Source organism: Sunxiuqinia rutila, from assembly GCF_050589705.1.
Taxonomy (GTDB): domain Bacteria; phylum Bacteroidota; class Bacteroidia; order Bacteroidales; family Prolixibacteraceae; genus Sunxiuqinia; species Sunxiuqinia rutila.
Genome location: NZ_JBNGOT010000018.1, coordinates 50,446 through 74,724 on the forward strand (window position 1 = coordinate 50,446; position 24,279 = coordinate 74,724).

Annotated in this window: 14 protein-coding genes; 11 read left to right on the forward strand and 3 right to left on the reverse strand. The window is 43.6% G+C overall.

Annotation, left to right across the window (positions count from 1 at the left end; genetic code table 11):
• Positions 1-2 precede the first annotated feature (2 nt).
• The 6 genes from ACRD6K_RS17775 to ACRD6K_RS17800 all read left to right on the forward strand — a co-directional run bounded on the left by ACRD6K_RS17775 (position 3) and on the right by ACRD6K_RS17800 (position 12,789).
• Entirely contained in the window at positions 3-3,314 is a 3,312-nt protein-coding gene (locus ACRD6K_RS17775; RefSeq protein WP_430974364.1) for a SusC/RagA family TonB-linked outer membrane protein, read from the forward strand.
• A gap of 215 nt (positions 3,315-3,529) precedes the next feature.
• Positions 3,530-4,696, forward strand: coding sequence for a FecR family protein (locus tag ACRD6K_RS17780; protein ID WP_430974365.1), 1,167 nt, complete (start codon positions 3,530-3,532; stop codon positions 4,694-4,696).
• A gap of 81 nt (positions 4,697-4,777) precedes the next feature.
• Complete coding sequence (locus tag ACRD6K_RS17785; RefSeq protein ID WP_430974366.1) at positions 4,778-7,906, forward strand: SusC/RagA family TonB-linked outer membrane protein; 3,129 nt, start codon at positions 4,778-4,780, stop codon at positions 7,904-7,906.
• A 12-nt stretch (positions 7,907-7,918) separates the two neighbouring features.
• Positions 7,919-9,490: a SusD/RagB family nutrient-binding outer membrane lipoprotein gene (locus ACRD6K_RS17790; RefSeq protein ID WP_430974367.1), complete on the forward strand. Its 1,572-nt coding sequence runs from the start codon at positions 7,919-7,921 to the stop codon at positions 9,488-9,490.
• Between the two features lie 260 nt (positions 9,491-9,750).
• Positions 9,751-11,301, forward strand: coding sequence for an OmpP1/FadL family transporter (locus ACRD6K_RS17795; RefSeq protein ID WP_430974368.1), 1,551 nt, complete (start codon positions 9,751-9,753; stop codon positions 11,299-11,301).
• A gap of 117 nt (positions 11,302-11,418) precedes the next feature.
• The gene (locus ACRD6K_RS17800; RefSeq protein ID WP_430974369.1) at positions 11,419-12,789 is read left to right on the forward strand and encodes a C1 family peptidase; all 1,371 of its coding nucleotides are present in this window, start codon (positions 11,419-11,421) and stop codon (positions 12,787-12,789) included.
• Positions 12,790-12,885: 96 nt separating this feature from the next.
• Here the strand turns inward: ACRD6K_RS17800 and ACRD6K_RS17805 are convergent, their stop codons facing one another.
• Together ACRD6K_RS17805 and ACRD6K_RS17810 are read right to left on the reverse strand one after the other, a co-directional pair.
• Positions 12,886-13,440 (reverse strand): hypothetical protein, encoded by a 555-nt coding sequence (locus tag ACRD6K_RS17805; protein ID WP_430974370.1) that lies wholly within the window; start codon positions 13,438-13,440, stop codon positions 12,886-12,888.
• Complete coding sequence (locus ACRD6K_RS17810) at positions 13,433-14,677, reverse strand: serpin family protein (protein ID WP_430974371.1); 1,245 nt, start codon at positions 14,675-14,677, stop codon at positions 13,433-13,435. The genes ACRD6K_RS17805 and ACRD6K_RS17810 overlap by 8 nt, the downstream gene beginning before the upstream one ends.
• A 192-nt stretch (positions 14,678-14,869) precedes the next feature.
• On the opposite strand from ACRD6K_RS17810, the gene ACRD6K_RS17815 reads away from it, so the two are divergent.
• From ACRD6K_RS17815 to ACRD6K_RS17825, 3 genes are all read left to right on the forward strand, one after another.
• Positions 14,870-15,484 carry an RNA polymerase sigma factor gene (locus tag ACRD6K_RS17815; protein ID WP_299582712.1) on the forward strand — a complete coding sequence of 205 codons (615 nt, stop codon included), beginning with the start codon at positions 14,870-14,872 and terminating at the stop codon, positions 15,482-15,484.
• On the forward strand, positions 15,481-16,971 hold the full coding sequence (locus tag ACRD6K_RS17820) for an outer membrane beta-barrel protein (RefSeq protein ID WP_430974372.1): 1,491 nt from the start codon (positions 15,481-15,483) through the stop codon (positions 16,969-16,971). Before ACRD6K_RS17815 ends, ACRD6K_RS17820 begins: the two co-directional genes overlap by 4 nt.
• A 340-nt stretch (positions 16,972-17,311) precedes the next feature.
• The gene (locus ACRD6K_RS17825; RefSeq protein WP_430974373.1) at positions 17,312-19,939 is read left to right on the forward strand and encodes a valine--tRNA ligase; all 2,628 of its coding nucleotides are present in this window, start codon (positions 17,312-17,314) and stop codon (positions 19,937-19,939) included.
• A gap of 90 nt (positions 19,940-20,029) precedes the next feature.
• Here the strand turns inward: ACRD6K_RS17825 and recQ are convergent, their stop codons facing one another.
• Complete coding sequence (gene recQ / locus ACRD6K_RS17830; RefSeq protein WP_430974374.1) at positions 20,030-22,216, reverse strand: DNA helicase RecQ; 2,187 nt, start codon at positions 22,214-22,216, stop codon at positions 20,030-20,032.
• A 428-nt stretch (positions 22,217-22,644) separates the two neighbouring features.
• Here recQ and tatC point away from each other — a divergent pair, with 428 nt between their 5' ends.
• Both tatC and lptB read left to right on the forward strand, forming a co-directional pair.
• Positions 22,645-23,511, forward strand: a complete 867-nt coding sequence (gene tatC, locus ACRD6K_RS17835) for a twin-arginine translocase subunit TatC (protein ID WP_299582698.1) — start codon at positions 22,645-22,647, stop codon at positions 23,509-23,511.
• Between the two features lie 36 nt (positions 23,512-23,547).
• Positions 23,548-24,270, forward strand: a complete 723-nt coding sequence (lptB, locus tag ACRD6K_RS17840; protein ID WP_299582695.1) for an LPS export ABC transporter ATP-binding protein — start codon at positions 23,548-23,550, stop codon at positions 24,268-24,270.
• Positions 24,271-24,279: the final 9 nt, after the last annotated feature.

A 24,279-nucleotide genomic window follows, 5' to 3' on the forward strand; every position in this document is an offset into this window, starting at 1 on the left:
GAATGGGAATTTTTTCGGGTGATGAATACATGAGGTTTATAAAATATATTATTTTATTCATTTTTATCTGTTTGTGTACAGTTGGGAAAGCTCAAGATCAGAAGATGTCTATTCGTTTGAAAAAGACTTCCATGGGAGATGTGTTTGAGCTTATTCAAGAGCAGAGCGACTACATTTTCTTTTATAAGGATGATCAGGTTGATCTTGATGCCAAGGTCTCGGTTAACGCTGAAAACCAATCGATCGATTATATTCTGAACCAGGTTTTATCGGGTACCGATTTGAAGTATAAAATCTTTGACCGCCAAATCATTATTATTCCCAGACATGAATCCGGAGATGAGGGAAATATCTTTATGAAAATCCGGGTTGGAACAGGACAAAGAACAATTTTTGGAACTGTTTCCGATGAGGATGGAATTCCTATTCCCGGAGTCTCCATTATTGTAAAGGGAAAATACTTCGGCACTACCACCGATGATGACGGCAATTATTCGTTTGAAATACCGGAGGATTGTGAACACCTGGTTTTTCATTACATCGGCATGCAAACAAAAGAAGTTCCTTTAGGCGAGCGCGATGAACTTAACGTTACGCTTAGTTCGGAAGTGTTTGGTGTGAACGAAGTGATCGTATCTGCACTGGGGATCAGACGTGCTGAAAAATCGCTGACTTATGCCATGCAGACCATCAGTGGCGAGGAATTAACCAAAAGCCAGGAATACAACTACGTAAGTTTGCTTTCAGGAAAAATATCAGGCATTGAGATAACCAAGAGTGCTGCCGGAGCCGGAGGGTCTACCAAAGTTATTCTTCGGGGAAATAAATCCCTGAGTACCACCAGTGAGCCACTCTTTGTTATTGATGGAATTCCGATGGCTAATAATAAAGGTCGACAAATGGGCATGTTTGGAGGGAAAGACGGAGGCGATGGCTTGTCTCAGCTTAATGTTGATGATATTGAAAGTATCAGTATTCTGAAAGGAGCCAATGCTGCTGCACTGTATGGTAGTCAGGGGGCTAATGGAGTTGTTTTGGTAACTACCCGAAGTGGTCAGAAAGGTCGGTCGGAGGTTACCTTTAGCACAAGTTGTGGTGTTGAAAGTATTCTGGAATTGCCCGAACTTCAATACAAATATGGAAGCTCAGGAGGCGCCAAGGAAAGTTGGTCTTACACGCCTGGGAGTTATGATGATAATTTTGTACGCGATTTTTTCAAGCCAGGAATAAACCTGATCAATACCGTATCGGCAAGTGGTGGGAATGGCAAGTCAGTGGTGTATTTTTCGCTCTCGAACAATAATATTACCGGAATTATTCCGGAGAACGAATACAACAGGACTAACCTGACTTTAAAGCAATCGACTTCATTGCTTGAAGGGTTGCTGAACTTCAGTTCCAATGTCATGTTGTCCAATGAAGTTGTGAAAAATAAAAATGTTGCTGGTTACTATCTTAACCCGTTAACCGGACTCTATTTTTTTCCTCGCAATTTCAATTACCAGGATTATGCGGAGAATTACCAGGTTTTTAATCCGGTGAGAAATATGTATTTACAGAATTGGTTTGTGGAAGACCATTTTCAATCGAACCCCGAATGGATTATTCATAACCAGAGAAATGATGATCAGGTTCGGCGTGGAATAGTGAATGCCGCGCTTGATTTTCAATTTAGTCCAAGCTTAGCGCTTCAGACCCGCGGAAGCTATGATTTCGCGATACGCTCGCACGAACAAAAGAACAAAGCTGGTTCAAATGGGACCAATGTGCATCCGAATGGATCATGGGAGTATGAGAAATTTTCGGATGAATTAGTCTATGTTGATGCAATTCTTTCATACCATACTGAAGTAGGTAAGTTCAGGCTTGACGCTATGTTTGGGGGGAGCTATCAACAGCAGAAGTACGGTCTGGGGACGAGTGTCAATACCGGGCTTGATGGGTTAAAATATCCGAATGAGTTCTTTTATCAAAACATTGCTGATAATGTGATGGTCAATTCAATACTGCAAAGTAGTTTGATCAAGGAGGCTGTTTTTGGAACCTTGCAATTGTCGTATAAAGAAAAAATATTTGTGGAGCTGCTGGGGCGTAATGATTGGGCTTCAAGTTTGTATGGGACGGGGAATGACTCTTATTTTTATCCGTCAGCCGGCATTGCCGTATTGGTGAATGAGCTTGTGACCTTGCCTGAGGTTATAAGCTATGCCAAACTGAGGTCATCGTATGCCATGGTGGCCAATGAAGTTCCTTTCAACTCGGTAAGCCCGAACAATACCATTTCTCCGATTGGGATTGAAATCAATACGACCAAGCCCTTTACCAACTTAAAACCAGAGATGATTCGAAGTTTCGAGTTTGGAGGTGATTGGCGGTTTTTGGGTGGTCGGTTCGGAATTGACCTGACCTATTACAACATCAATAGCCGGGATCAGTTTATAGCCTTGCCGGCTCCTTATGGTTCAGGCTATACCGAGTATTTTGTGAATGCCGGGGAGGTTGTTAACTCCGGGCTGGAAATGTCGTTGAATAGCGAAATAATCAAAAGAAAGAATGTAGGATGGTTGTCGCGCCTGAACTATTCGCATAACCGGAATCGGATTGTGGCTCTGCATCCTAACCTGAAAAACCCCATCAGTTTGTCAGACAATGAAGGTTACCAGCTGATTATCCAGGAAGGTGGCTCGTTTGGTGATTTGTATGTTTACAAGTTTCAACGCGACGAGCAAGGACGCATCATGCTTGATAAAAATGGGAACATCACGAAATCGGGTCGTAAAGAGTACATCGGGAACTCAAATCCGGATTGGAGTTTGGGCTGGAATAATACTGTTAGCTATAAGAATCTTTCCTTTAGTTTTCTGTTTTCCGGGAAGTTTGGAGGAAAGGTAATCAGCCAAACGGAGGCCATGCTTGACGGATACGGGGTTAGCAAGCGAACTGCTGACGCCCGCGATAATGGAGGTGTTGCCATTGATGCTGTTGCTTATGATGGAAGTGTGATAACACGAATGGACCCCCAAAAGTATTACACTTACATTGGTGATCGCAATGGAATTAAAGAAGCTTATACTTACAATCGGACCAATATCCGACTCAGCCAGGTGAATCTTTCCTATGCGTTTGACTTAACTCATTCCCGTCTTAAAAAAGTAGCCTTTTCCCTGACAGGACAAAACCTGTTCTTTCTGTATAAAGATGCTCCGTTTGATCCGGAGGTTACTATGAATACAAAAAATACGGATCAGGCTTTGGATAATTTTAGCTTACCCATTACCCGGACGATTGGGGCTGCCGTAAAATTTACTTTTTAACTGAATCGAATTTTACCCAACTGGTAGCTCACTGGATTTTGGGTGGTGGTACCTTTTTCTGAAAAAATAATAATTTTCATATTGCCTTATTTACAGTGAGTTGGGATTGGAATGATGGAAGAAGTGAAAAAAAGTTTCTTCTGATCGTCTATATTTTTCAAAAACTGTTCTTATGGTTTTTGAATTAGCACCACGACAAAAGTAATGGCAGCTTTATGAGTAGGAAGAAACAGGATAGAGAGAAATTGATTGCAAAGGAAGGCGATGCAGAAAGAAGAAAAGCCGGCCCTGCTTATTTGTCGGGTGCTGATATTTTTCCGACAGATGAATTTAACGATGCGGAATCTCTTTTGAGCAGTCTTTCAAAATTTCGAAACGACTTACCCGAAGAAGAGAAGAGACTACTCGGAAGTCAAATCAATCAAAGTATTTATAAGTATCAGAAGCAAAGACGGTGGGGAAAGTTAGGAATTGCTGCATCGATCTTGCTTATTGTCGGTTTTGCGGCTACACTTCAAATCTTGCAAATGTCTGATTTTAGGGTCTATGTTAAAAATATAGCTCCTGTTGAAAAGAGCGCTTCAACCCGTTTGTTCCTTTCCGGAGAACAAGAGATTGTTATCGATACGGAAGAGTCAAAAATAGAATATACCCAAGCTGGTGATCAGGTTAAGATTGATGCCGTACAGGCGGTCGACCAGCAGTTAACAGACAAAAAAATGGCTTTTAACACCGTGGTTGTTCCTTATGGAAAACGCACCATGTTGCTTTTGTCTGACAGCAGCCGGGTTTGGCTGAATTCCGGTTCGCGTTTGGTTTATCCAGCCCGGTTCGAAACGGCGAAAAGAGAGGTTTATTTGGAAGGCGAAGCTGTTTTTGAGGTGAGTCACAATCCAGCTCAGCCATTTCATGTGATTACACAAAATCTGGAAGTAAAGGTTTTGGGGACTGTTTTTAACCTGACAGCTTATACAGACGAACAGACGACACAAACGGTGTTGGAAAGTGGCTCTGTTGAGTTGGAATTTGATGGAGATGAATTTTGGGGAAAATCACAAACGGTGATTGAACCCGGAACATTGGCTGTTTATGATTCACAAAACAAGCTTATGGAACAAAAGCAGGTCAACACCAAGAGCTATACCTCGTGGCGCGAAGGTTTTTTGTTTGTTGAACATCAGCCATTGAAAGATATTCTAAGAAAAGTAGCCCGGTACTATAATGCCGATATTCAAATTAAAGAACGAGACTTGGGAAATGAAACTTTCTCCGGGTATTTAGACCTTAGAAGTTCGGTGGATCAGGTATTGGAGGTTATTGCTGAGTTTATGGCGATTAAAGTGGAGACGAATAATGAGCAAATTATGATATCAAGAATATAAAAAAGCCGGAAAGTGCTGTAACACCGCCCGGCAAGAGTAAATAACATCGTGCAAACATTATTAACCCAAAACTTCAAATTTATGAAAAAAATGAAGCAAAGTGAACCCTCTGTTCCTTTGAGGACAGTTCGGAGCCGAAAATTTAAAATTCAGAGAATTTTCGTGCTGACGCTGTATGTATTAGGATGCTTTAGCTTGCTGGGAACAGCCAGTGTTAAGGCAGCTTCTCCTAATTCGGGTATGTTCCAAACGGAACAGGAGAAAAAAACAGTAAAAGGTGTTGTGACTGATAATGACGGAGAACCCATCCCAGGCGTGTCCGTATTGGTAAAAGGCACTACCGTTGGGCAAATTACCAATTACAATGGTGAGTTTGCGCTCGATATTCCCGTAGCTAACGATACGCTTGTATTTTCATTTGTTGGCTTAGTTACGGTTGAAGAAGTTGTTGGCAATCGTACTGAGGTTAATGTAACGATGGAAAGCGATGCTTTTGATGTCGATGAAGTGGTTGTAACAGCTTTGGGTATTCAGCGTGACAAAAAAACACTGACTTATGCTTCTCAACAGGTTTCAGGTGAAGAGTTGCTAAAGTCACGCGATATTAACTTCATGAACAGCCTGAGTGGAAAGACGGCAGGTCTTGAAATCAGAAAGAGTAGTTCCGGAGCCGGTGGTTCTACCCGTACCGTGTTGAGGGGGAGCCGTTCGGTGAGTGGGTTGACAGAACCGCTCTACGTTATTGATGGTATTCCCATGGTTAACCACAAAGGTGGACAACCAGGTATGTGGGGAGGAACAGACCAAGGTGATGGTTTGTCTCAGATTAACCCGGAAGATATTGAAAGCATCAATATTCTGAAAGGTTCCAATGCGGCGGTACTTTATGGTAGTCAGGGAGCAAACGGGGTAGTAATCATTACCACTAAAAAAGCCAAAGAAGGACGCGTGGATGTTACGTTTAGTTCTAGTTCTGTTTTCGAAAGCATTTTGGCGGCTCCTGAGTTGCAATTTGATTATGGAAGTGAATCTGGTGCGAAAGAAAGTTGGTCGTATACAAAAGGGAATTATGACAGCAACTATGTGGACGACTTTTTCCAAACAGGATATAACCTGGTGAACAACTTGTCAATCAATGGAGGAAATAATAAAACTTCGGTTTATTTCTCATATGGAAATACAGCCTCATCAGGTATTGTTCCGAATAATGATTACTCCAAACACAATGTCATGTTCAAGCAATCGACAAATTTGTTTAATGACAAAGTTCGGATTAGTTCCAATGTGATGTTGATTGCTGAAAAAACAAGCAACCGTAACACTGCTGGGTATTACCTAAACCCGCTAACTGGTTTGTATCTTTTCCCACGCGACAAGGATTTCCAATCGTATAAGGACAATTACGAGGTGTTTAATGCAGACCGGAATATGTATTTGCAAAACTGGTTTGTCGAAGATCACTTTCAGTCGAATCCTTATTGGGTAATTAACAAGGAACCTAAAAAAGACTTGGCTAAGCGTTTGATCTCGAGTGCAACAATTGAATATTTTATTACCGATAAATTGAAGTTCCAGGCTCGTGGAAACATTGATTACGCGGTGAAGTCCTACGAACAAAAGCATGCGGCAGGATCGAATCCAACCAACGTGTCTGCAAACGGCAGATGGCAGTACCAAAAGTATGAAGACAAGTCGGTTTATACCGATGGAATCTTTACTTATCAAAATGACTTCGGTGCATTTAATTTGGATGCAACCTTAGGTGCCAGTTACCAGGAAACCGTTTTGGGAGACGGAGTTGCTGTTGATAACGGAACCAACGATCTGCTTTACCCCAATGAATTTTTCTTCCAAAACTTGCCTTTCAATGTTCAGGTACGCTCAACTTACAGCGGGAAAGTGATTAAAGAGGGTGTTTTTGGTAACTTCCAGTTAGGTTTCAAAGAAATGTTGTTTCTGGACTTGTCCGGAAGAAATGACTGGGCTTCGACCTTGGCAGGAACCGGAAACGATTCCTATTTCTATCCGGCAGTGGGGCTTACCGGTATCATCAGCGAGATGGTAACATTACCTGATTTTATTAGCTTTGCTAAGGTTCGTGCTTCCAGCACAACGGTTGCCAACGAGGTTCCTTTTAACCGAATTCATCCTCAGCATACCATTAATAGTGGTGGAGGTGTTGACCGGAACACGCAACTACCATTTAGAACCTTGAAACCTGAAATGCAGACCAGTATGGAATTAGGTGCTGACTGGAGATTCTTTAATGGCCGATTTGGTTTTGATTTCACTTACTATCATGTAGATAGTAAAGATCAATTCATACCTCTTCCTGCTCCATCTGGCTCAGGGTACACCACTTATTTTATCAATGCGGGTAAAATTGTGAATAAAGGGGTGGAGTTAACGGTTAATACCATTCCTGTAAAAACCAGAAACTTCACCTGGAATTCAACTTTCAACTACAGCAAAAACAACAGTGAAGTGGAAGAACTGGTTCCTGAATTTGAAGATAAAAGGATTGACTTGGGAAGTTCTGAGGGGTATTCAACTTATCTGTTGGCCGGAGGTTCTTTCTATGATTTGTATGGGTATAAGTTTCAACGAAACGAACAAGGACAAATCATTCTGGATGAAAAAACAGGCAAACCTCAAAAAACAACTGAGCGCGAGTATTTGGGCAACCTGGAGCCAGATTGGAGTTTAGGCTGGAATAACAGCATGAGCTACAAAAACCTTTCGTTAAGCTTCCTGATTAATGCAAAAATTGGTGGGAAAGTTGTTAGCCAAACAGAATCGATGCTGGATGGATATGGTGTGAGCAAGCGTACTGGTGATGCTCGTGACAACGGTGGTGTTGTTGCCATCGATGCGATTCAGGGGACCACTCCTGTAACTGAGATTGATGCCAAGACTTACTATACAACAGTGGGTGACCGCAACGGTATTTTGGAGGCCTATGTGTATGATCGTACCAACATTCGGTTAAGCCAGTTGGCTTTAACTTATGACTTTGATATGACAAAACTTAGCTGGCCTTTCAAAGCAGCTTCTTTCTCTTTAGTTGGTCAAAACTTGTTCTTTATTTATAAAGATGCTCCTTATGATCCAGAACTGGCAATGAATACCGGATTAAACTCTCAATCGCTGGATAACTTTAACTTGCCTTCTACGAGAACGTATGGTTTTAATCTAAAAATTACATTTTAATAATTCGCGACTATGAAAAAGATATTTTTTACCATGATGCTTGCTCTTGCTTTGGGAGCTTGCACCGATCAATTTGAAGAAGCGAACACCAATCCTTATGAGATTAGCGGGGAGTCGCTGAAACAGGATTTCAACCATGTTGGGGCTTATTTTTCTTCTATGTTGGGGAATATTTTTGGACACCAGATTGAAGAAAACCTGGTTGCTGAGTCTTTTGCTGATTACATGGCAACACCAACTCCGTTTGTGAGTAACGTCAACAACACGACGTACTACATTCGTTGGAATACCTACTGGAACCGGATCTATAATAACTTGATGGCTCCATCAAAACAAGTGATTGAAATTGCTGAAGAGGATGGTTACGAGGTGTTTGCACAATGGGCACGCTTAGTTCGTATCCTTGGTGTATCACGCTTGACAACTTATCATGGTCCTGTGATTTACTCCAATTATGGTTCATCTGAATCAACGGTTTACTACGATAGCGAGCCTGAGCTATATGACACATTCTTTAGCGAATTGGATAAGATTCAGGAAGTGTTCCGGGCGAATGAGGATTATGTGGGGATGAAAAAGTTTGATGCCAGTTACAATGGAGATGTCCTCAAGTGGATGAAGCTGGTAAACTCCTTGCGTTTACGTTTGGCTATTCGTATTTCTAAAGCCGATCCTGTGCTGGCAAAAGCTGAAGGCGAAAAAGCAATTAGTGATCCTGCGGGTTTGATTTTAAGCAATGAGGATAATTTTACGATTTCGCTGTATGGCGGTAAATTGTATTTGGCCATTATTTGTTTCGAGTGGAATGATACCAGAATGTCTGCAGCGATGGAATCATTCTTGGTAGGCTTGAAAGACAACCGTATTGCTAAATATTTCCAACCCGCAACGGACGAATCGTTATATCCGGATCATCCTGAATATCCGTATAAAGGTATCCGTAATGGAGCTGAGTTGGTTGCCAAAGATGATCGTACTTCTTTCTCAATGATTAATGAGAGCTTTAAAACAATTACGAAGCGAAATTACCTGGAAGCGGCTGAAGTTTATTTTGATTTGGCTGAAGCGAGTTTGAGAGGTTGGGAAGGTGCCGGAGATGCCCAGGAAAACTATGAAAATGGTGTTCGAGCGTCTTTCGCAAACTGGGGAGCCGCTGGTGTTGACGAGTACCTGGCTGATGATACCAGTAAGCCAATCAACTACAATGATCCTAAAGCAACAGGTGATGTTAATGATTTTATTTCTCGGTCTACCGTTACTGTAAAGTGGAATGAAGCCGATTCTGATGAGCTGAAGCTGGAGAAAATTATTACACAAAAGTGGATTGCAGGATTCTTTAATCCCAATGAGCCTTGGGCTGATTTTCGAAGAACCGGCTATCCTAAAATTCCAACGGTGTATAAAAATGACAGCAGTTCTGACTGGGGAATTATTCCTGAGGGAGAATGGATCAAACGGATGCCATTTGTTGAAGCTGAAAGAACCGGAAATGTGGAAGGTATTGCTGATGCTACTCAAAAACTGGGTGGCCCGGATGCAATCAGTACACGTTTGTGGTGGGATACAGGTGGTCCTAACTTTTAAATATGTGTTTTTGAGATATTGTAATGTTTGACAATGAAGAGGTGCTCCACTATACAGGAGCACCTCTTTTTCTTTAATAAAGAACGTATGGATACGATTTAAATAGAAGGGGTTATTGCTTGAGTTTAGCTGTATTCTAACTTTTAGACCAAAGGACTTTTTTCGTCTAAAGTTCTTTAATTAGCTGATATACAGCATAAAAGCTTTTCGGAGAAATAAAAAATTTTATTTTTGCCAGTTACAACTAATCTTTAATTTGGATGAAAAGTACAACTTTACTATTTGTTGCATGTCTTTTAGGCATGCAATCGGTGTTTGCTGGGGGCTTGCTGACCAATGCTAATCAGAGTGCGCAATACATTCGAATGCTCTCCAGAAATGCTTCTACTGATCTGGATGCAGTATATTTCAATCCAGCTGGAGTGATGGAAATGCAGAATGGCTTTCATTTTGGTTTTCATAGTCAAACCCTCTACCAAACCCGAACCATTACCACCACGGCACCTTTGAATAACCAGGAATTTATTGGTGAGTTGGAAGTGCCGGTTTTTCCAAGTGCATTTGCGGTGTATAAAAAAGACAAGCTGGCTTTTTCGCTGGGCTTTGGTCCAAATGCCGGGGGAGGCTCGGTTGTTTTTGATGAAGGAATTCCTTCGTTTGAAGGAAGAATTGCGCAGATGGCTACAGGCTACGGAATGTTGGCTGATGTTTTTTCTGCTGCCAGTGGTGGTCAGATTCCAGGAGTGACGGGGTATGATAGCGACATTGCTTTCGAAGGCCAATCCGTTTTCTGGGGATTTCAGCTTGGAATGAGTACGAAAGTGAATGAAATGGTGTCGGTATATGGAGGTGTTCGGGTTTTGCCGTCGGTGAATACCTATTCGGGAACGATTGCCAACATTCAGGCTATAACGGCAGCCGGTGCCATGCCCGCTTCACAATATCAAGGTATGGTAAAGCCAGTGCTTGATGGTTTGATTGGTACACTGAATACCACGCAAAATAATCTAAAAACGGCAATTGGGGTTGGTGCTCTTGATGGGGATGCTGCTATTGAAGATCCACAATTACTTCAGGTTTTAGGGATGCTGGGTTCTGATGCCAGTACCTATGGTGAGGCTGTTGGTGTTTTAGAAGCAACAGAAGGGCAGTTAGCTCAGCTGAATAATTCAAATTTGCTGGATCAGGAGTTGGATACCAAACAAAAAGGAACTGGCTTTACGCCAATTTTTGGGGTAAACATTTCGCCTAATGACCGATTGAATATTGGCGCGAAATATGAATTCCAAACGGTATTGAAGCTGACCAATGAAACCAAAGTGGACGATACGGGCTTATTCCCGGACAAAGCAGAAACGCGTACGGATATTCCTGCCATCCTTATGGTGGGTCTGGACTACAAGTTGACTTCGAAGTTATCAAGCTCTGTGTCTTTCAATAATTATTTTGACAAAGGCGTTAACTGGGGGAGAACAATGTCAGGCGATGAACGCGTGATTGAAGATAACCTGTGGGAAGTATCGCTTGGGGTGCAGTACGATTTTTCAGATCGTTTTGCTTTGAGTGCCGGAGCCATGCAGTCAACCACTGGTGTTAGCGAGCAGTACCAAAGTGATTTCAGTTACAGCAATTCGTCCAATTCATTTGCGGCAGGCCTTCAGTGGAAAGCCACCAAGCAACTGACTCTGGATGCCGGAGTGCTTTATACGACTTACACAGATGAGGATAAGGCGTTTCCAACTTATACAGAAACCTATGACAAGGAAAACATTGCCATTGCCATAGGCTTGCAATACAGTCTTTTTAAATAGGCATATTCGACCAATTCAAAAATAAGAGAAGAGGCACCGGAAAAAGGTGTCTCTTTTTTTTGGCTTGAATAATGGCTATTTTTGGTGCTTATCAACTTAAATATAGATTTCAATCCTATGAAGAAATGGACCTTTATTCTTGGTCTGATGTTGCCATTGTGGAGCGTTAGCCAGTCGATTGATCAAAAGGACCTGGATAAAATCCGGTCAGGTTTTGTGAAAGATAATTATACGGTGGGCATGCAAAATGCACTTTCCTCCAATCCGATAACTGACTTGGCCTGGAGCCGGGAAAATGAGGGAACAACGGATCATTATTTTACTTACCGTGTTGAGGTGTCGGGAATTACCAATCAAAAGAAATCGGGGCGTTGCTGGCTGTTCACTTCATTGAATATTTTTCGTCCCATGGCGAGTGAGAAATTCAATACCCAATCGCTTGAGTTTTCTGAAAACTACCTTTATTTCTGGGACTTGTTTGAAAAGGCCAACTTATTTCTGAATAATATTGTTGCTACGGCTGATTTAGCCATTGATGATCAGAAAGTACGTTGGTACTTCCGGTCGCCGGTGGATGATGGAGGACAATGGATCAATTTTGTAAACCTGGCCAATAAATATGGTATGGTGCCGCGCGAAGCCATGGAAGAAACGTATTCCAGCGAAAACACCAGCTGGATGACCAAGTTGGTGAACCGCAAACTGCGTGAGCAAGCTTTGGCGCTGCGTGAAATGAAAGCGTCGGGAAAAAGTGACAAGGCCATTGAAAATGCCAAGGTTGACATGATGGCTGTCATTTACCGCATGCTGGCCTTGAACCTGGGCGAACCTCCTGTTGAGTTCGAATTCAGATACAAGGACAAAGAAGGGAAGTTGGTTGCAGCCCAAAACTATACGCCACAATCATTCATGAAAGCGGTGTTGGGCGATATTCAGCTGAATGATTATGTGATGTTAATGAATGATCCCACACGACCTTTCTGGAAGCATTATGAAATTGAGAATTACCGCAATGTGGAAGAGGGTGAAAACTGGCATTATGTCAATCTCCCCAACGAGGCGATTAAGGCATTTTGCATTGAATCGATTAAAAATAATGAAGCCATGTATGCCTCGTGCGATGTAGGCAAACAGCTACGGCGCGACTACGGCATTCTGGATGTGGATAACTTCAACTACGAAGCGGTTTACAATGTGCCTTTCCAGATGTCAAAAACAGAGCGGATTCAGAGTCGTGAAAGTGGTTCGAGCCACGGAATGGCTTTGATTGCAGTTGAGGTGGACAACGATGAACAGCCGCTGAAGTGGCAGTTTGAAAACAGCTGGGGCGCGCAGTCGGGCGAAAAGGGGTATCTGACTTTTACCGATCAGTGGTTTGACGAATACATGTTCCGCATTGTCGTGCATAAAAAATATGTAAGTCAGAAAGTCCTGGATGTCTACGGTGAAAGGGCAGAAATGCTACCACCATGGGATCCGATGTTCTAAGAAGCTGACAAAATTTGAAACGGGCAACATCGTGAGTGTGTTGCCCGTTTTTTTTGGATTAATTAAGAACGATTGTGAAAACTAGGTGTTGTTTGATTAATTAAAATGTTCCTCCGGGAATCCGGATTCGCCCCGCACTTCAATCAGCCATTCGGTGAGGATATCCGAAGCGGGGCTCGTGTTTTTTTGGTACCAGTCGCCACGTTGCTGCAGCAGGTATCGGGTTAGTATCGGACTATCCTTTTTAGCCAGGTAGATGGCGTAAATTTCCGCGCCGGCATCGGCCATCACCGATTTCCCTTCGCTAAGTCTTCCTTGGCGGGCTTTTAAAGCCAGTTGCTCCATTTTTTGAAGCGTATTTTCATTCAGGAGTGTGTCCCGAGCTGTAGCTTGCAACAGGTTGCTTTCAAAATCTTCAATCTTAATTAGGTCGTTTTCCGGCCAAATCCAGTTTTCCGGTTGATTATAGTCGTATAGGGTTCCCTGCTGATCGATGATGAAGCCCCTGTGCTGATAGCCCCAGGCGTGGTTCACATGGTCAAACTGAAAATAAATGGTAAAATCTTCTGGATTGTCCGGCACTTCCTCTTCGGTGCAGGAGGCTGCAAACAGAAAGGGGAAAAGTAGCAGGAGTAGTTTGACTTTATTCATGGCGCAACGGATTATTCACTTTTCCTAAAAACAACAAGGTGTTGGTATCTTTTTCGCGAATGGCGAAAACAAAAGGACGGTTGACATTGAAAACCGGCTCTGCCCCGATTGAAGTAACACCAACGGTTACGCTTGTTACGGCGGCTGCTTCTGTTCCTTTCTCATCTACCTTGATGTAGCTTTTGTGCTTTACCTCAGAAAGAAACAGGTCTGATCGGTTTGAGATGCCTGAAAAATCAGCAAGCATCGGCGAAAAAGCATCGGTCATTCCCAGTGTATTGAGGGCATCCTGCAAGCTTGTTTCAAAGGCGAATTCAAACTTCGGAAAGTATACCTTCAGGTTTCGTTGATGCAGGTTCCCAAGCAACTCATTTAACCCGGCAGAACCAAGCCCGGCAATCACCTCATTGGTTGAATGGTTCTTATTCGGAAGAAAGATCAGCATGCTGTATTTCTCTTTGCCATAAGGAAGCTCCAGCAGTTCAAACTGCTCAGTGCTGGCGTAATTCAGTGGCACTTCTTCCAGCATCATGCTTGGTACTTGCAGCTCGTTGCCACCTTCGGTGTAGAATGTCCGGTTTTCTGTTTGGTCTTTGTCGAAGCGGTATGTCCATTCCCCGTTAAAGTAAATGGCGTTGAGCAAATACATAACATCGTTGGGCGAAACGGAGTCGATAATTTTTTCAATCTTATTGCGGGTTTGGTCGTTTACCCACTCATTAACCTGTTTTTTGCTGGCTTCTGGCGCATTGAAATTTAGTGCTTCTACTTCGGCTTGGTAATACTCTTGATTGGTTGAAATGAAGTTGGAGTTTACCTGGAAGTCATCGCGATGATAAATGGCGTTGGCAATCGAAAGGTCAACTTTGGAGTCGTGGCTTTTTAGGGCTGCAACCAATTGTTGATACGCGTTATTGATTTCCTGAGACGAGAAACCGGCTTTGTGCAGAGTCTCTTCCATCTGTGATTTGGTATTCCCCTCAGCCCCGTTGTAGGTCATGGCTAAAGCCAGCGAAGTGCTGAGCGGTGAAAGCATCAGGTTTTTATCTTCCTCCAGGCTGGCATTGACAGCTTTGAAAAGCTCCAGTCCAAAGGCGTTATCTCCCTCAATAAGTTGTTGTGATTTTATATCAAGCTCGATGGTGTTTACAGCGCTGTCATCAACAGGCGTGTTGGTGCAAGACTGTGGGGACAAGCCGAGAAGAGCAATGCTTAAAAATAGACTAAGAGTTTTCATGACTCAATGATTTTGTACAAAGATGTCGTTCATGTAATCTTGATTGGTAAATCAGTGTAATGGTTGCGTCAAAAAACAGAGAAACTGAAAAATGAATAGGCTAACGCAACCTTTAGAGGCCTACTTGCATCTGCTAAGTGAAATCACCCATCATGCCTGTTTTTTAGGTGTACTTATAGAACAAACCAAAGAATGAATTGCTATTTGTGCAAGGATTCTGCTAATTTTGATCTTAAACCAATTGAAACGATTTTGAAAGATCTGAAGCAACTCATTATTGATAGTGCTGCAGGAAAAGCAAAAGCGCAGGCCGAGCTTTACCGGTATATGGCACCCAAGATGTATGGGGTTTGTCTTCGCTATTCGAAAGATGACACGGAAGCGGAAGATAACTTGCAGGAAGGTTTTTTGAAGGTCTTTGAAAAAATTGGTTCTTTTCGGCATGAAGGCTCGTTTGAGGGATGGGTGCGACGAATCATGGTAAATACTGCCTTGGAGCGTTATCGTAAAAACAATTTAATGCACCCAGTGGAAGATATGGGCGTGTATGATGGTCCGGAATTAAGTGACCAGGTGATCTCAGAGCTGTCGGCTCAGGATCTGATGAAGCTAATTCAGGAGTTGCCACCGCGCTACCGTATGGTGTTTAACCTTTATGCGTTTGATGGGATGAACCACAAGGAAATTGCCGATGAAATGAATATTTCGGTAGGGACCTCAAAGTCGAACCTGGCGCGTGCGCGGGGGATCTTAAAGGAGAAGGTTGTGAAGTATTTTGGTGAAATAGAAAATAATTATTCTGCATGACAAAGAATAATAATCAAATAGATGAACTGTTCCGTTCGAAGTTGGAGCATTTTGAACAAGAGCCACCGGCTTATGTTTGGAATCGAATTCAGGAACAGCAGGTGGGGGACAAACGTCGTGTACTATTTCGTTACCTAAAAGGAACGGGGATTGCAGCTGCCGTTTTGCTGGCTTTTTTCTTGGGTTGGCAAATGCAGCATCGTGATGGGGAATTAGCTCCGGTTTTATCAGACCGGCAGGTTCCGGTTAGTGAACAGGAAATGAGCACAGTTCCCGGAGACTCCGAAGGAGAAACCAAAACTGAGACAGGGATTGCCATTCCGCAGAAACCGGATGAAATAGTTTATGCGCAGGAAGTCGCTAAGTCGAATGTGCCGGCAGCCCAGCAAGCGGGAGGTGCAAAGAGAAACGAGTTGAATGCCACGGCTACTCCAGCGTTTGTTTCAGGGACTGCTTTGTTTGCCCAAGAGGATGCTCCGGCAACAGAAGCTTTAATCCGGTCCACTGAAGGTGCTAGCCCATTGCGCTTGTTGGATTTGCTTAAACTGGAATTGGACGATTCATTTGACCGGCAGACTGCCTTGGTGGAGATGAACAAAAAGCAGCGGGAAAACGCATCAGAACTGAACCTGCTGGATCAGTACCGGATGCAGGAGAATGCCCGGATGCTTGCGATGAATCAAGAGGCTGGCGACGAGCAAGGCTGGGCGCTGGGTGCGATGCTGACACCGGGAATGGCTGTTAATCAAAGTTCACAGAGCCAGAATTATTCCCGCAGTATGACTGTTGCCAATTCAAAAGATCATTTCCAGATGGGAGGAGGACTTGCCGTTGAGTACAAAACAAAGAAACGCTGGAGTATTCAGAGTGGTGTTTACTACAGCAAGCTGGAGCAAACATCTTCCAATCAGGTTTTTCAACCCGCAGGCATTTCTAACGATGTGGTTAGCGGAGAATCGGCGAAAGGGGACCCCGCTTATTTCAATACAACCGTTGCTGTCAGAGCGGGTGAGATGCTGATGAACACAGCTGCTGGAGTTATCTCTATCGATCGCCTGCCAACCAACGCCAAGCTGAGTAATGGTTTTGAGTCGTTTGCAGCCAGTGATGGAATTTTACTGACCGAGACCGAGTTTGAACAAAACTTTGAATACATCGAGATCCCTTTTCTTTTACGTTACCAGTTGATCGACGCTACTTTTGATCTACAGGTACTTGGTGGTTTCAGTACCAGCGTACTTGTGGGGAACAACGCTTACGCCAACAGCCAGTTCGGAAATGAACGTATCGGCGAAACCCGGGATATGAACCGTTTGAATTACAGCACCACTATTGGGCTAGGAGTGGGCTACGGAATTTCGAACAAAATTAGTTTGCACCTTGAGCCCCAGTTAAGGTATTTCTTAGGTTCGTTGAATAGCAATCCTGATGTTGATTTCAAACCCTACACCATTGGAGTGTCAACAGGGCTGAGCTACCAGTTTTAGTGCAATTCTGGACTTTTGTCTTCAAGTGTAGTCGGAACTGATTCAATTGACGCAATCATTTTTTGATTCGAATCAAAAGTTTAAAATTCATTCATCCAGGAAAAAGGCTCTTTTTGAAGGACTAAAATTGAGGAAAGACGTGGCCATAAACCGACAAACTTCAGCAGGCAGCTTAGAGGAAAATAGGTAAGCTGTCCGGCGAATAATCCAGCGCACAAATCCCCGTATCTTTTAAGCTTCCGGTTGTCATGTAGATAAACCATTGGAAAACCAACGAGCGATAGCGGAATTTTTATATTTTTGTGCCTTAATTCAGAATACGTTAAAAATCACATAACTAATGGAAATTCCAAGCAAGTATAATCCTGTTGAAGTAGAGGATAAGTGGTACCAGTATTGGTTGAAACAGAACTACTTTCACTCCGAACCCGATGAGCGTGAGCCTTACACCATTGTAGTTCCCCCACCAAATGTGACGGGAGTGCTGCATATGGGGCACATGCTAAACAATACGATTCAGGATATTCTGGTGCGCCGGGCGCGTATGCTCGGAAAAAATGCCTGCTGGGTGCCCGGAACAGACCACGCTTCCATTGCAACGGAAGCCAAAGTTGTGGCTAAACTGAAAGGCGAAGGAATTGCTAAGAAAGACTTGACGCGAGAGGAATTTCTGAAACATGCCTGGGATTGGACGGATAAGCATGGTGGAATCATCCTGGAGCAGCTGAAAAAGCTGGGTGCTTCCTGCGACTGGGAGCGTACCTGCTTTACCATGGATGAGGCGCGTTCCGAATCGGTAATTAAGGTTTTTGTCGACCTATACAACAAAGGGTTGGTTTACCGCGGCGTACGTATGGTTAACTGGGATCCTCAGGCTAAAACCGCTGTGTCCGATGAAGAGGTAATCTACAAGGAAGAGCAGTCGAAATTGTACTATGTCCGTTACCAGATTGAAGGCGAAGACGACTATGTGACCATTGCCACCACGCGTCCGGAAACAATTCTTGGAGACACCGCTGTGTGTGTGAACCCGGAAGATGAGCGTTTTAAGCACTTGAAAGGCAAACGCGTATTGGTGCCGCTTGTTAATCGCAGTGTTCCTGTGATTATGGACGACTACGTGGACATGGAATTTGGAACAGGTTGTTTGAAAATTACCCCGGCGCATGATATCAATGACTACGAAATTGGGATGCGTCACAACCTGGAAACCATCGATACCTTTAACGATGATGGCACACTGAGCGAAAAAGCACAGCTGCTGGTGGGGGTTGACCGTTTTGATGCGCGTAAGCAAATCATCCCCATGCTGGAAGACGCCGGCAATCTGGTTAAAGAGGAAGACTATAAAAACAAGGTTGGTTATTCGGAACGTACCGATGTTGTGATTGAGCCCAAACTGTCGGCCCAATGGTTTTTGGCGATGGAAAAACTGGCCAAGCCTGCTTTGGAAGCGGTGGAGTCTGACGATGTGGAATTTCACCCTAAGAAATTTAAAAACCTTTACCGCCACTGGATGGGCAATGTGAAGGACTGGTGTATCAGTCGTCAATTGTGGTGGGGGCATCAAATACCCGTGTATTACCTGGCTGATGGCAGCTTTGTGGTAGCCGAAACGGTTGAAAAAGCGCTGGAGGCAGCCAAGGAAAAAACAGGCAACGCTCAGCTGACAATGGCTGACCTGACTCAGGATGAAGACGTGCTTGACACTTGGGCTTCTTCCTGGTTGTGGCCGATCTCGGTGTTTGATGGTATCAACGATCCGAACAATAAGGATATTCAATATTATTATCCGACTGATGATTTGGTAACCGCGCCGGAAATTATCTTTTTCTGGGTGGCCCGAATGATTATTGCCGGCTACGAATACCGTCAGGATAAACCGTTCAAGAACGTTTACTTTACGGGAATTGTACGCGATAAGCTGCGTCGGAAAATGAGCAAGTCGCTTGGGAATTCACCTGACCCGCTTGACCTGATTAAGCAATATGGTGCCGATGGTGTCCGGGTGGGCATGCTGCTGTGTTCGCCTGCAGGAAACGACTTGCTGTTTGATGAGGCGCTGACGGAGCAGGGACGTAACTTCACGGCTAAAATCTGGAACTCTTTCCGCTTGATTAAAGGATGGGAGGTTGCCGGCTTTTTGAAACAGCCCGAGCATTCGCGCTTAGCCCTCGACTGGTTCAACCATAAATTGAACGAACAGATTGCAATAATTAATGATCACTTTGAAAAGTTTCGGATTTCGGATGCCTTGATGACGGTTTATACTACCATTCGCGATGATTTCTCATCGTGGTTGCTTGAAGTGGTGAAGCCGGCTTACCAACAACCGATTGATCAAAAGACTTATGAAGAGGTGTTGGAAGCATTGGATAAAGTGCTGCGGATACTGCATCCGTTTATGCCTTTTATTTCAGAAGAAATCTGGCAGTTGCTCCGCGAACGTCAGGACGGCGAAAGCATCATGATCAGCCAATGGCCGGAAGCCGGAGTGGTGGATGCCAGCGTGCTGAACGATTTTGAATCGGTAAAAGAAGCCATTGCCGGAATTCGGAATATTCGGAACAACAATAACCTGCCGATGAAAGATCAGCTGGAGCTGAAGATTCAGTCGGGCGATAAAGGTTATAACCAGCAGTATGATTCGGTGATTGCCAAAATGGCAAACTTATCGGCCATCAATCTGGTTAACGAAGAAGTGAAAGGCGCTGCTTCATTCCGGGTGTATTCATCCAGCTATTTTATTGATTTGGGTGATTTGATTGATGCCGAAGAAGAATTGAAGAAACTGGAAGAAGAACTGAAATATACCCAGGGCTTTTTAAATTCGGTGATGAAAAAACTCAGCAATGAGCGCTTTGTTAGTGGAGCGCCTGAAGCGGTTGTGGCCAAAGAAAAAGCCAAACAAGCCGATGCTGAGGCCAAGATAAAAGTTCTGCAGGAGCAAATTGCCAACCTGAAGTAGGTTTGCCGGCAGATACTAAATTGAATACATAAAAAACCGGCTGATTCATGAAGAATCAGCCGGTTTTTTTATATCGCTAGTTGAACGGAGTTAGTTCCCCATTTCTGACATAAACTTAATGCGCATCAGACGAATGTCTTCCTCGGTGTATTCATCTTCGCCCAGCTCTTCAATGGCTGCCTCGATGGAGTCTTCCTCGGCTTCGCGGAAATAGTCAAACACTTCTTCCTGATGGTCTTCATCCATTACATCGTTGATATAATAGTCAATGTTGATTTTCGTTCCTGAATTGACAATGGCTTCCAGTTCGGTTATCAAGTCTTTCAACTCAAGTCCTTTGGATTCGGCAATGTCATCCAGCGAAAGTTTGCGGTCAATGCTTTGGATGATGTAAACTTTCATTTTTGACTTATTGGCGACCATTTTTACCACCATGTCTTGAGGGCGCTCTATTTCATTGTCCTCGACATAGCTCTTGATCATGGCGACAAATTCTTTACCGTAGCGCCGGGCTTTTCCTTCGCCCACTCCCTGAATGAATTTCATTTCTTCCAAGGTAATCGGATACTGGATGGACATATCAGCCAACGACGGATCCTGGAAAATTACGAAAGGAGGAAGCTTGTGTTTTTTTGCCACCTTTTTCCGCAAATCTTTCAGCATGGCAAACAAGGCCGGATCGCCACCGGAGCCTCCTGATGGTCCCGAACCCGATGCAGATGCTTCTTCTTCCAGTTCATCGTAGTTGTGGTTGCGTACAAGCATGAACGATTCGGGTTTCTCCATAAACTGGCGTCCCTTTTCATTAATCTTCAGCAAGCCATAATTCTCGATATCCTTGTTGATTAAGCCGGCAATCATGCTCTGGCGAAAAACGGCATTCCAGAAACGGTCGCTGTGGTCGTCGCCCGAGCCAAATGTTTTTAGTTGATCGTGCTTGAATGATTTGACAGCTGCGGACATTCGTCCGGTCAGGATGTCTGAAATGTGATCGGCTTTGTATTTCTCATGCACCTCGTCAATTACTCTCAGGGCACGAACCACTTCATCGCTGGCTTCCACCTGCTCTTTTGGGTTCAGGCAGTTGTCGCAATTGCCGCAAGGCTCTTCCAGGTTTTCGCCGAAATAGTTTAGCAGCATAATTCGCCGGCAAATGGCTGTTTCAGCATAGGAAGCTGTATCGAGCAGCAGTTGGCGACCAATTTCCTGTTCGGCCACTGGCTTGCCCTGCATGAACTTTTCAAGTTTCTGAATATCCTTATACGAATAAAAGGCAATGCACTGTCCTTCGCCGCCATCGCGTCCGGCTCGTCCGGTTTCCTGGTAATAGCCTTCCAGGCTCTTGGGAATATCATAATGCATAACAAACCGAACATCTGGCTTGTCAATACCCATCCCAAAAGCGATGGTTGCAACAATGACATCCACTTCTTCCATCAGAAATTTATCCTGATTCCCGGAACGGGTAGCGGAGTCCATGCCAGCGTGGTAGGCCAGGGCTTTGATGCCGTTAACCTGCAGCGCTTCGGCCAGTTCTTCCACTCGTTTGCGGCTTAGGCAATAGATGATGCCCGACTTTCCTTCATTTTCCTTGATAAACCGAATGATTTGAGTTTCCGGTTTGATTTTGGGCTTGACCGCGTAGTAAAGATTTGGCCTGTTAAAGGAGGCCTTGAACACGCGCGCATCCAGCATGCCCAGGTTTTTCTGGATGTCATGTTGTACTTTGGCCGTGGCGGTAGCCGTCAACGCCATAATTGGAGCCGCCCCGATGTCCAGGACAATGGGGCGAATTCGTCGATACTCGGGCCTAAAGTCGTGACCCCACTCAGAGATACAGTGTGCTTCATCAATGGCATAAAAAGAGATATTGACTTTGGCTAAAAAATCAATATTGTCCTGTTTGGTCAATGACTCCGGAGCGACATACAACAGTTTTGTCTTTCCGGCAAGCACATCATCTTTCACATTTTGAATAGCCACTTTGGTTAATGAAGAATTTAAAAAGTGGGCAATTCCATCGTCCGTACCAAAACTTCGGATTGAATCAACCTGATTCTTCATTAGTGCTATCAGTGGTGATATAACAATAGCAGTCCCTTCCATTATTAACGCAGGCAACTGATAGCACAATGACTTTCCTCCCCCCGTAGGCATCAGCACAAAAGAATCCTTCCCATCAAGAACACTTTTGATGACCTCTTCCTGCTGACCCTTAAACCGATCAAAACCAAAATACTTTTGGAGTTGCTCGGTTAATGATAGCTCATTCTTCATAAAAGCCTGAATTTGTTTACGTTAAACCTTTTTCTTTTTACAATCGCAGAATCTAAGATAGATAAAATATGCTTCATTTCGCAATGATTTTTTTAAATAACGCCAAGTTGAAAGAGCGTGAGTAGTATTCTGTTGGTATTTAGTTGGTTGTAGTCCTTGAGACTGCCCGAAGCATGTGTAGGCTGGAGAAGTGATTGAAAGCAATCATAAATCATTCTTTTTGCGCTTTCTATTCGTTAATCACTCAATTTGAAAGTCTGAGGTTGTCAGGTTGATGGCTGGAAGGAGTGTGTCAAAATTTGGGATTTTCTTTTTGTCAGGTAAAAATTAAGACCTCACACAAAAGCTTAATCCGTAATATAAACTATATTTGTCGTGATTTTTAAACAGCTAATTTTAAATCTTTTTTCTGAACCAAATTGCCGATAATGACTGAGACAAAATATTCTGAGAATCAAAAATCCAATAAGAAAAAGAGCAAAAAAGACCCACAGGAAGAAATGTCGTTTCTTGAACATCTGGAAGAATTAAGGTGGCATTTGATCCGTGCTTTTCTGGCCATTGTCCTGTTTGCGGTCTTAGCTTTTATCAACAAAGATTTTATTTTCGACACGGTGATTTTCAATCCGAAAACAGCCGATTTTTGGACCAATCGGATGTTTGCCAAGCTGGCAGAACTTACTGGAACCGATTCGCTTCGAATTAACAATACCGAGCTGCAGCTGATTAGTATAAAAATGGCCGACAACTTCATGACCCACGTGATGACCTCGATCATTGCCGGCTTGATTGTTTCGTCGCCTTATGTTTTTTATGAGATCTGGCGGTTTATAAGCCCGGCGTTGTATGACAAGGAACGCCGTCATTCAGGTGGTGCTGTTATTTATATGTCCGTTTTGTTTATTCTCGGCGTATTGTTTGGCTATTATTTAATTGTTCCGCTTTCCATTCACTTTTTAGGGTCTTATTCCATATCGAGTGAAGTGATCAACCAGATCAATATGCGGTCGTATATCGGTACGGTGACCTCGATCAGTCTGGCCAGCGGGGTTATTTTTGAATTACCTATCTTTGTTTATTTCCTGAGTAAGATTGGGATTTTAACTCCTGAATTGATGAAAAACTACCGGAGACATGCTTACGTGGCGCTGTTGCTGTTGTCAGCAATCATCACGCCTCCGGATGTGTTCAGTCAGATTATGGTTTGTATTCCTTTGGCTTTCCTGTATGAAATAGGTATCATTATTTCGCGCCGGGTGAACAAAAAAGCAGAGGAAAACCTGGAATCGATATAGTAGAATTACACAACAAGCGATAAGCGAATAGATATTATGAAATTACGGGGCGAGAACATTGTCAAGAAGTACCGAAAAAGAACTGTTGTAAAAGGAGTTTCCATTGAGGTAAACCAAGGGGAGATCGTTGGATTGCTTGGGCCCAATGGGGCCGGAAAAACAACCTCTTTTTATATGATTGTTGGCTTGATTCAACCGCTTTCGGGGAAAGTGTTTTTGGACGACCGCGATATTACCAAACTTCCGGTATACAAGCGTGCTCAGCTGGGCATTGGGTATCTGGCGCAGGAAGCATCCGTCTTTCGGCAACTGAGTATTGAAGATAACTTGCGGGCAGTGCTCGAAATGACTAGCTATTCGAAAAGTTATCAAAAGGAAAAGATGGAATCGCTGCTGGAAGAGTTTCGATTGCAGCATATCCGGAAAAGTAAAGGCTTTCAATTGTCCGGAGGGGAGCGTCGCCGTACGGAGATTGCACGGGCCTTGGCCATTGACCCGAAATTTATTTTACTTGATGAGCCCTTTGCAGGGGTAGACCCCATTGCCGTGGAAGATATTCAGGAAATTGTGATGACCCTGAAAGAAAAAAATATTGGGGTATTAATTACCGACCACAACGTGCACGAAACCCTGTCGATTACCGATCGTTCTTACCTATTGTTCGAAGGATCAATTATGAAGGCTGGCTCCGCCGAAGACCTGGCCAATGATGAAGATGTGCGACGGGTTTACCTGGGACAGAACTTCACCTTGCGGTAATGGAAAAAA

Excerpts from the sequence above, each read along its gene's own strand:
- ACRD6K_RS17775 (WP_430974364.1), top strand. The coding sequence starts at position 3 with ATGGGAATTTTTTCGGGTGATGAATACATGAGGTTTATAAAATATATT.
- ACRD6K_RS17780 (WP_430974365.1), top strand. The coding sequence starts at position 3,530 with ATGAGTAGGAAGAAACAGGATAGAGAGAAATTGATTGCAAAGGAAGGC.
- ACRD6K_RS17785 (WP_430974366.1), top strand. The coding sequence starts at position 4,778 with ATGAAAAAAATGAAGCAAAGTGAACCCTCTGTTCCTTTGAGGACAGTT.
- ACRD6K_RS17790 (WP_430974367.1), top strand. The coding sequence starts at position 7,919 with ATGAAAAAGATATTTTTTACCATGATGCTTGCTCTTGCTTTGGGAGCT.
- ACRD6K_RS17795 (WP_430974368.1), top strand. The coding sequence starts at position 9,751 with ATGAAAAGTACAACTTTACTATTTGTTGCATGTCTTTTAGGCATGCAA.
- ACRD6K_RS17800 (WP_430974369.1), top strand. The coding sequence starts at position 11,419 with ATGAAGAAATGGACCTTTATTCTTGGTCTGATGTTGCCATTGTGGAGC.
- ACRD6K_RS17805 (WP_430974370.1), bottom strand. The coding sequence starts at position 13,440 with ATGAATAAAGTCAAACTACTCCTGCTACTTTTCCCCTTTCTGTTTGCA.
- ACRD6K_RS17810 (WP_430974371.1), bottom strand. The coding sequence starts at position 14,677 with ATGAAAACTCTTAGTCTATTTTTAAGCATTGCTCTTCTCGGCTTGTCC.
- ACRD6K_RS17815 (WP_299582712.1), top strand. The coding sequence starts at position 14,870 with ATGAATTGCTATTTGTGCAAGGATTCTGCTAATTTTGATCTTAAACCA.
- ACRD6K_RS17820 (WP_430974372.1), top strand. The coding sequence starts at position 15,481 with ATGACAAAGAATAATAATCAAATAGATGAACTGTTCCGTTCGAAGTTG.
- ACRD6K_RS17825 (WP_430974373.1), top strand. The coding sequence starts at position 17,312 with ATGGAAATTCCAAGCAAGTATAATCCTGTTGAAGTAGAGGATAAGTGG.
- recQ (WP_430974374.1), bottom strand. The coding sequence starts at position 22,216 with ATGAAGAATGAGCTATCATTAACCGAGCAACTCCAAAAGTATTTTGGT.
- tatC (WP_299582698.1), top strand. The coding sequence starts at position 22,645 with ATGACTGAGACAAAATATTCTGAGAATCAAAAATCCAATAAGAAAAAG.
- lptB (WP_299582695.1), top strand. The coding sequence starts at position 23,548 with ATGAAATTACGGGGCGAGAACATTGTCAAGAAGTACCGAAAAAGAACT.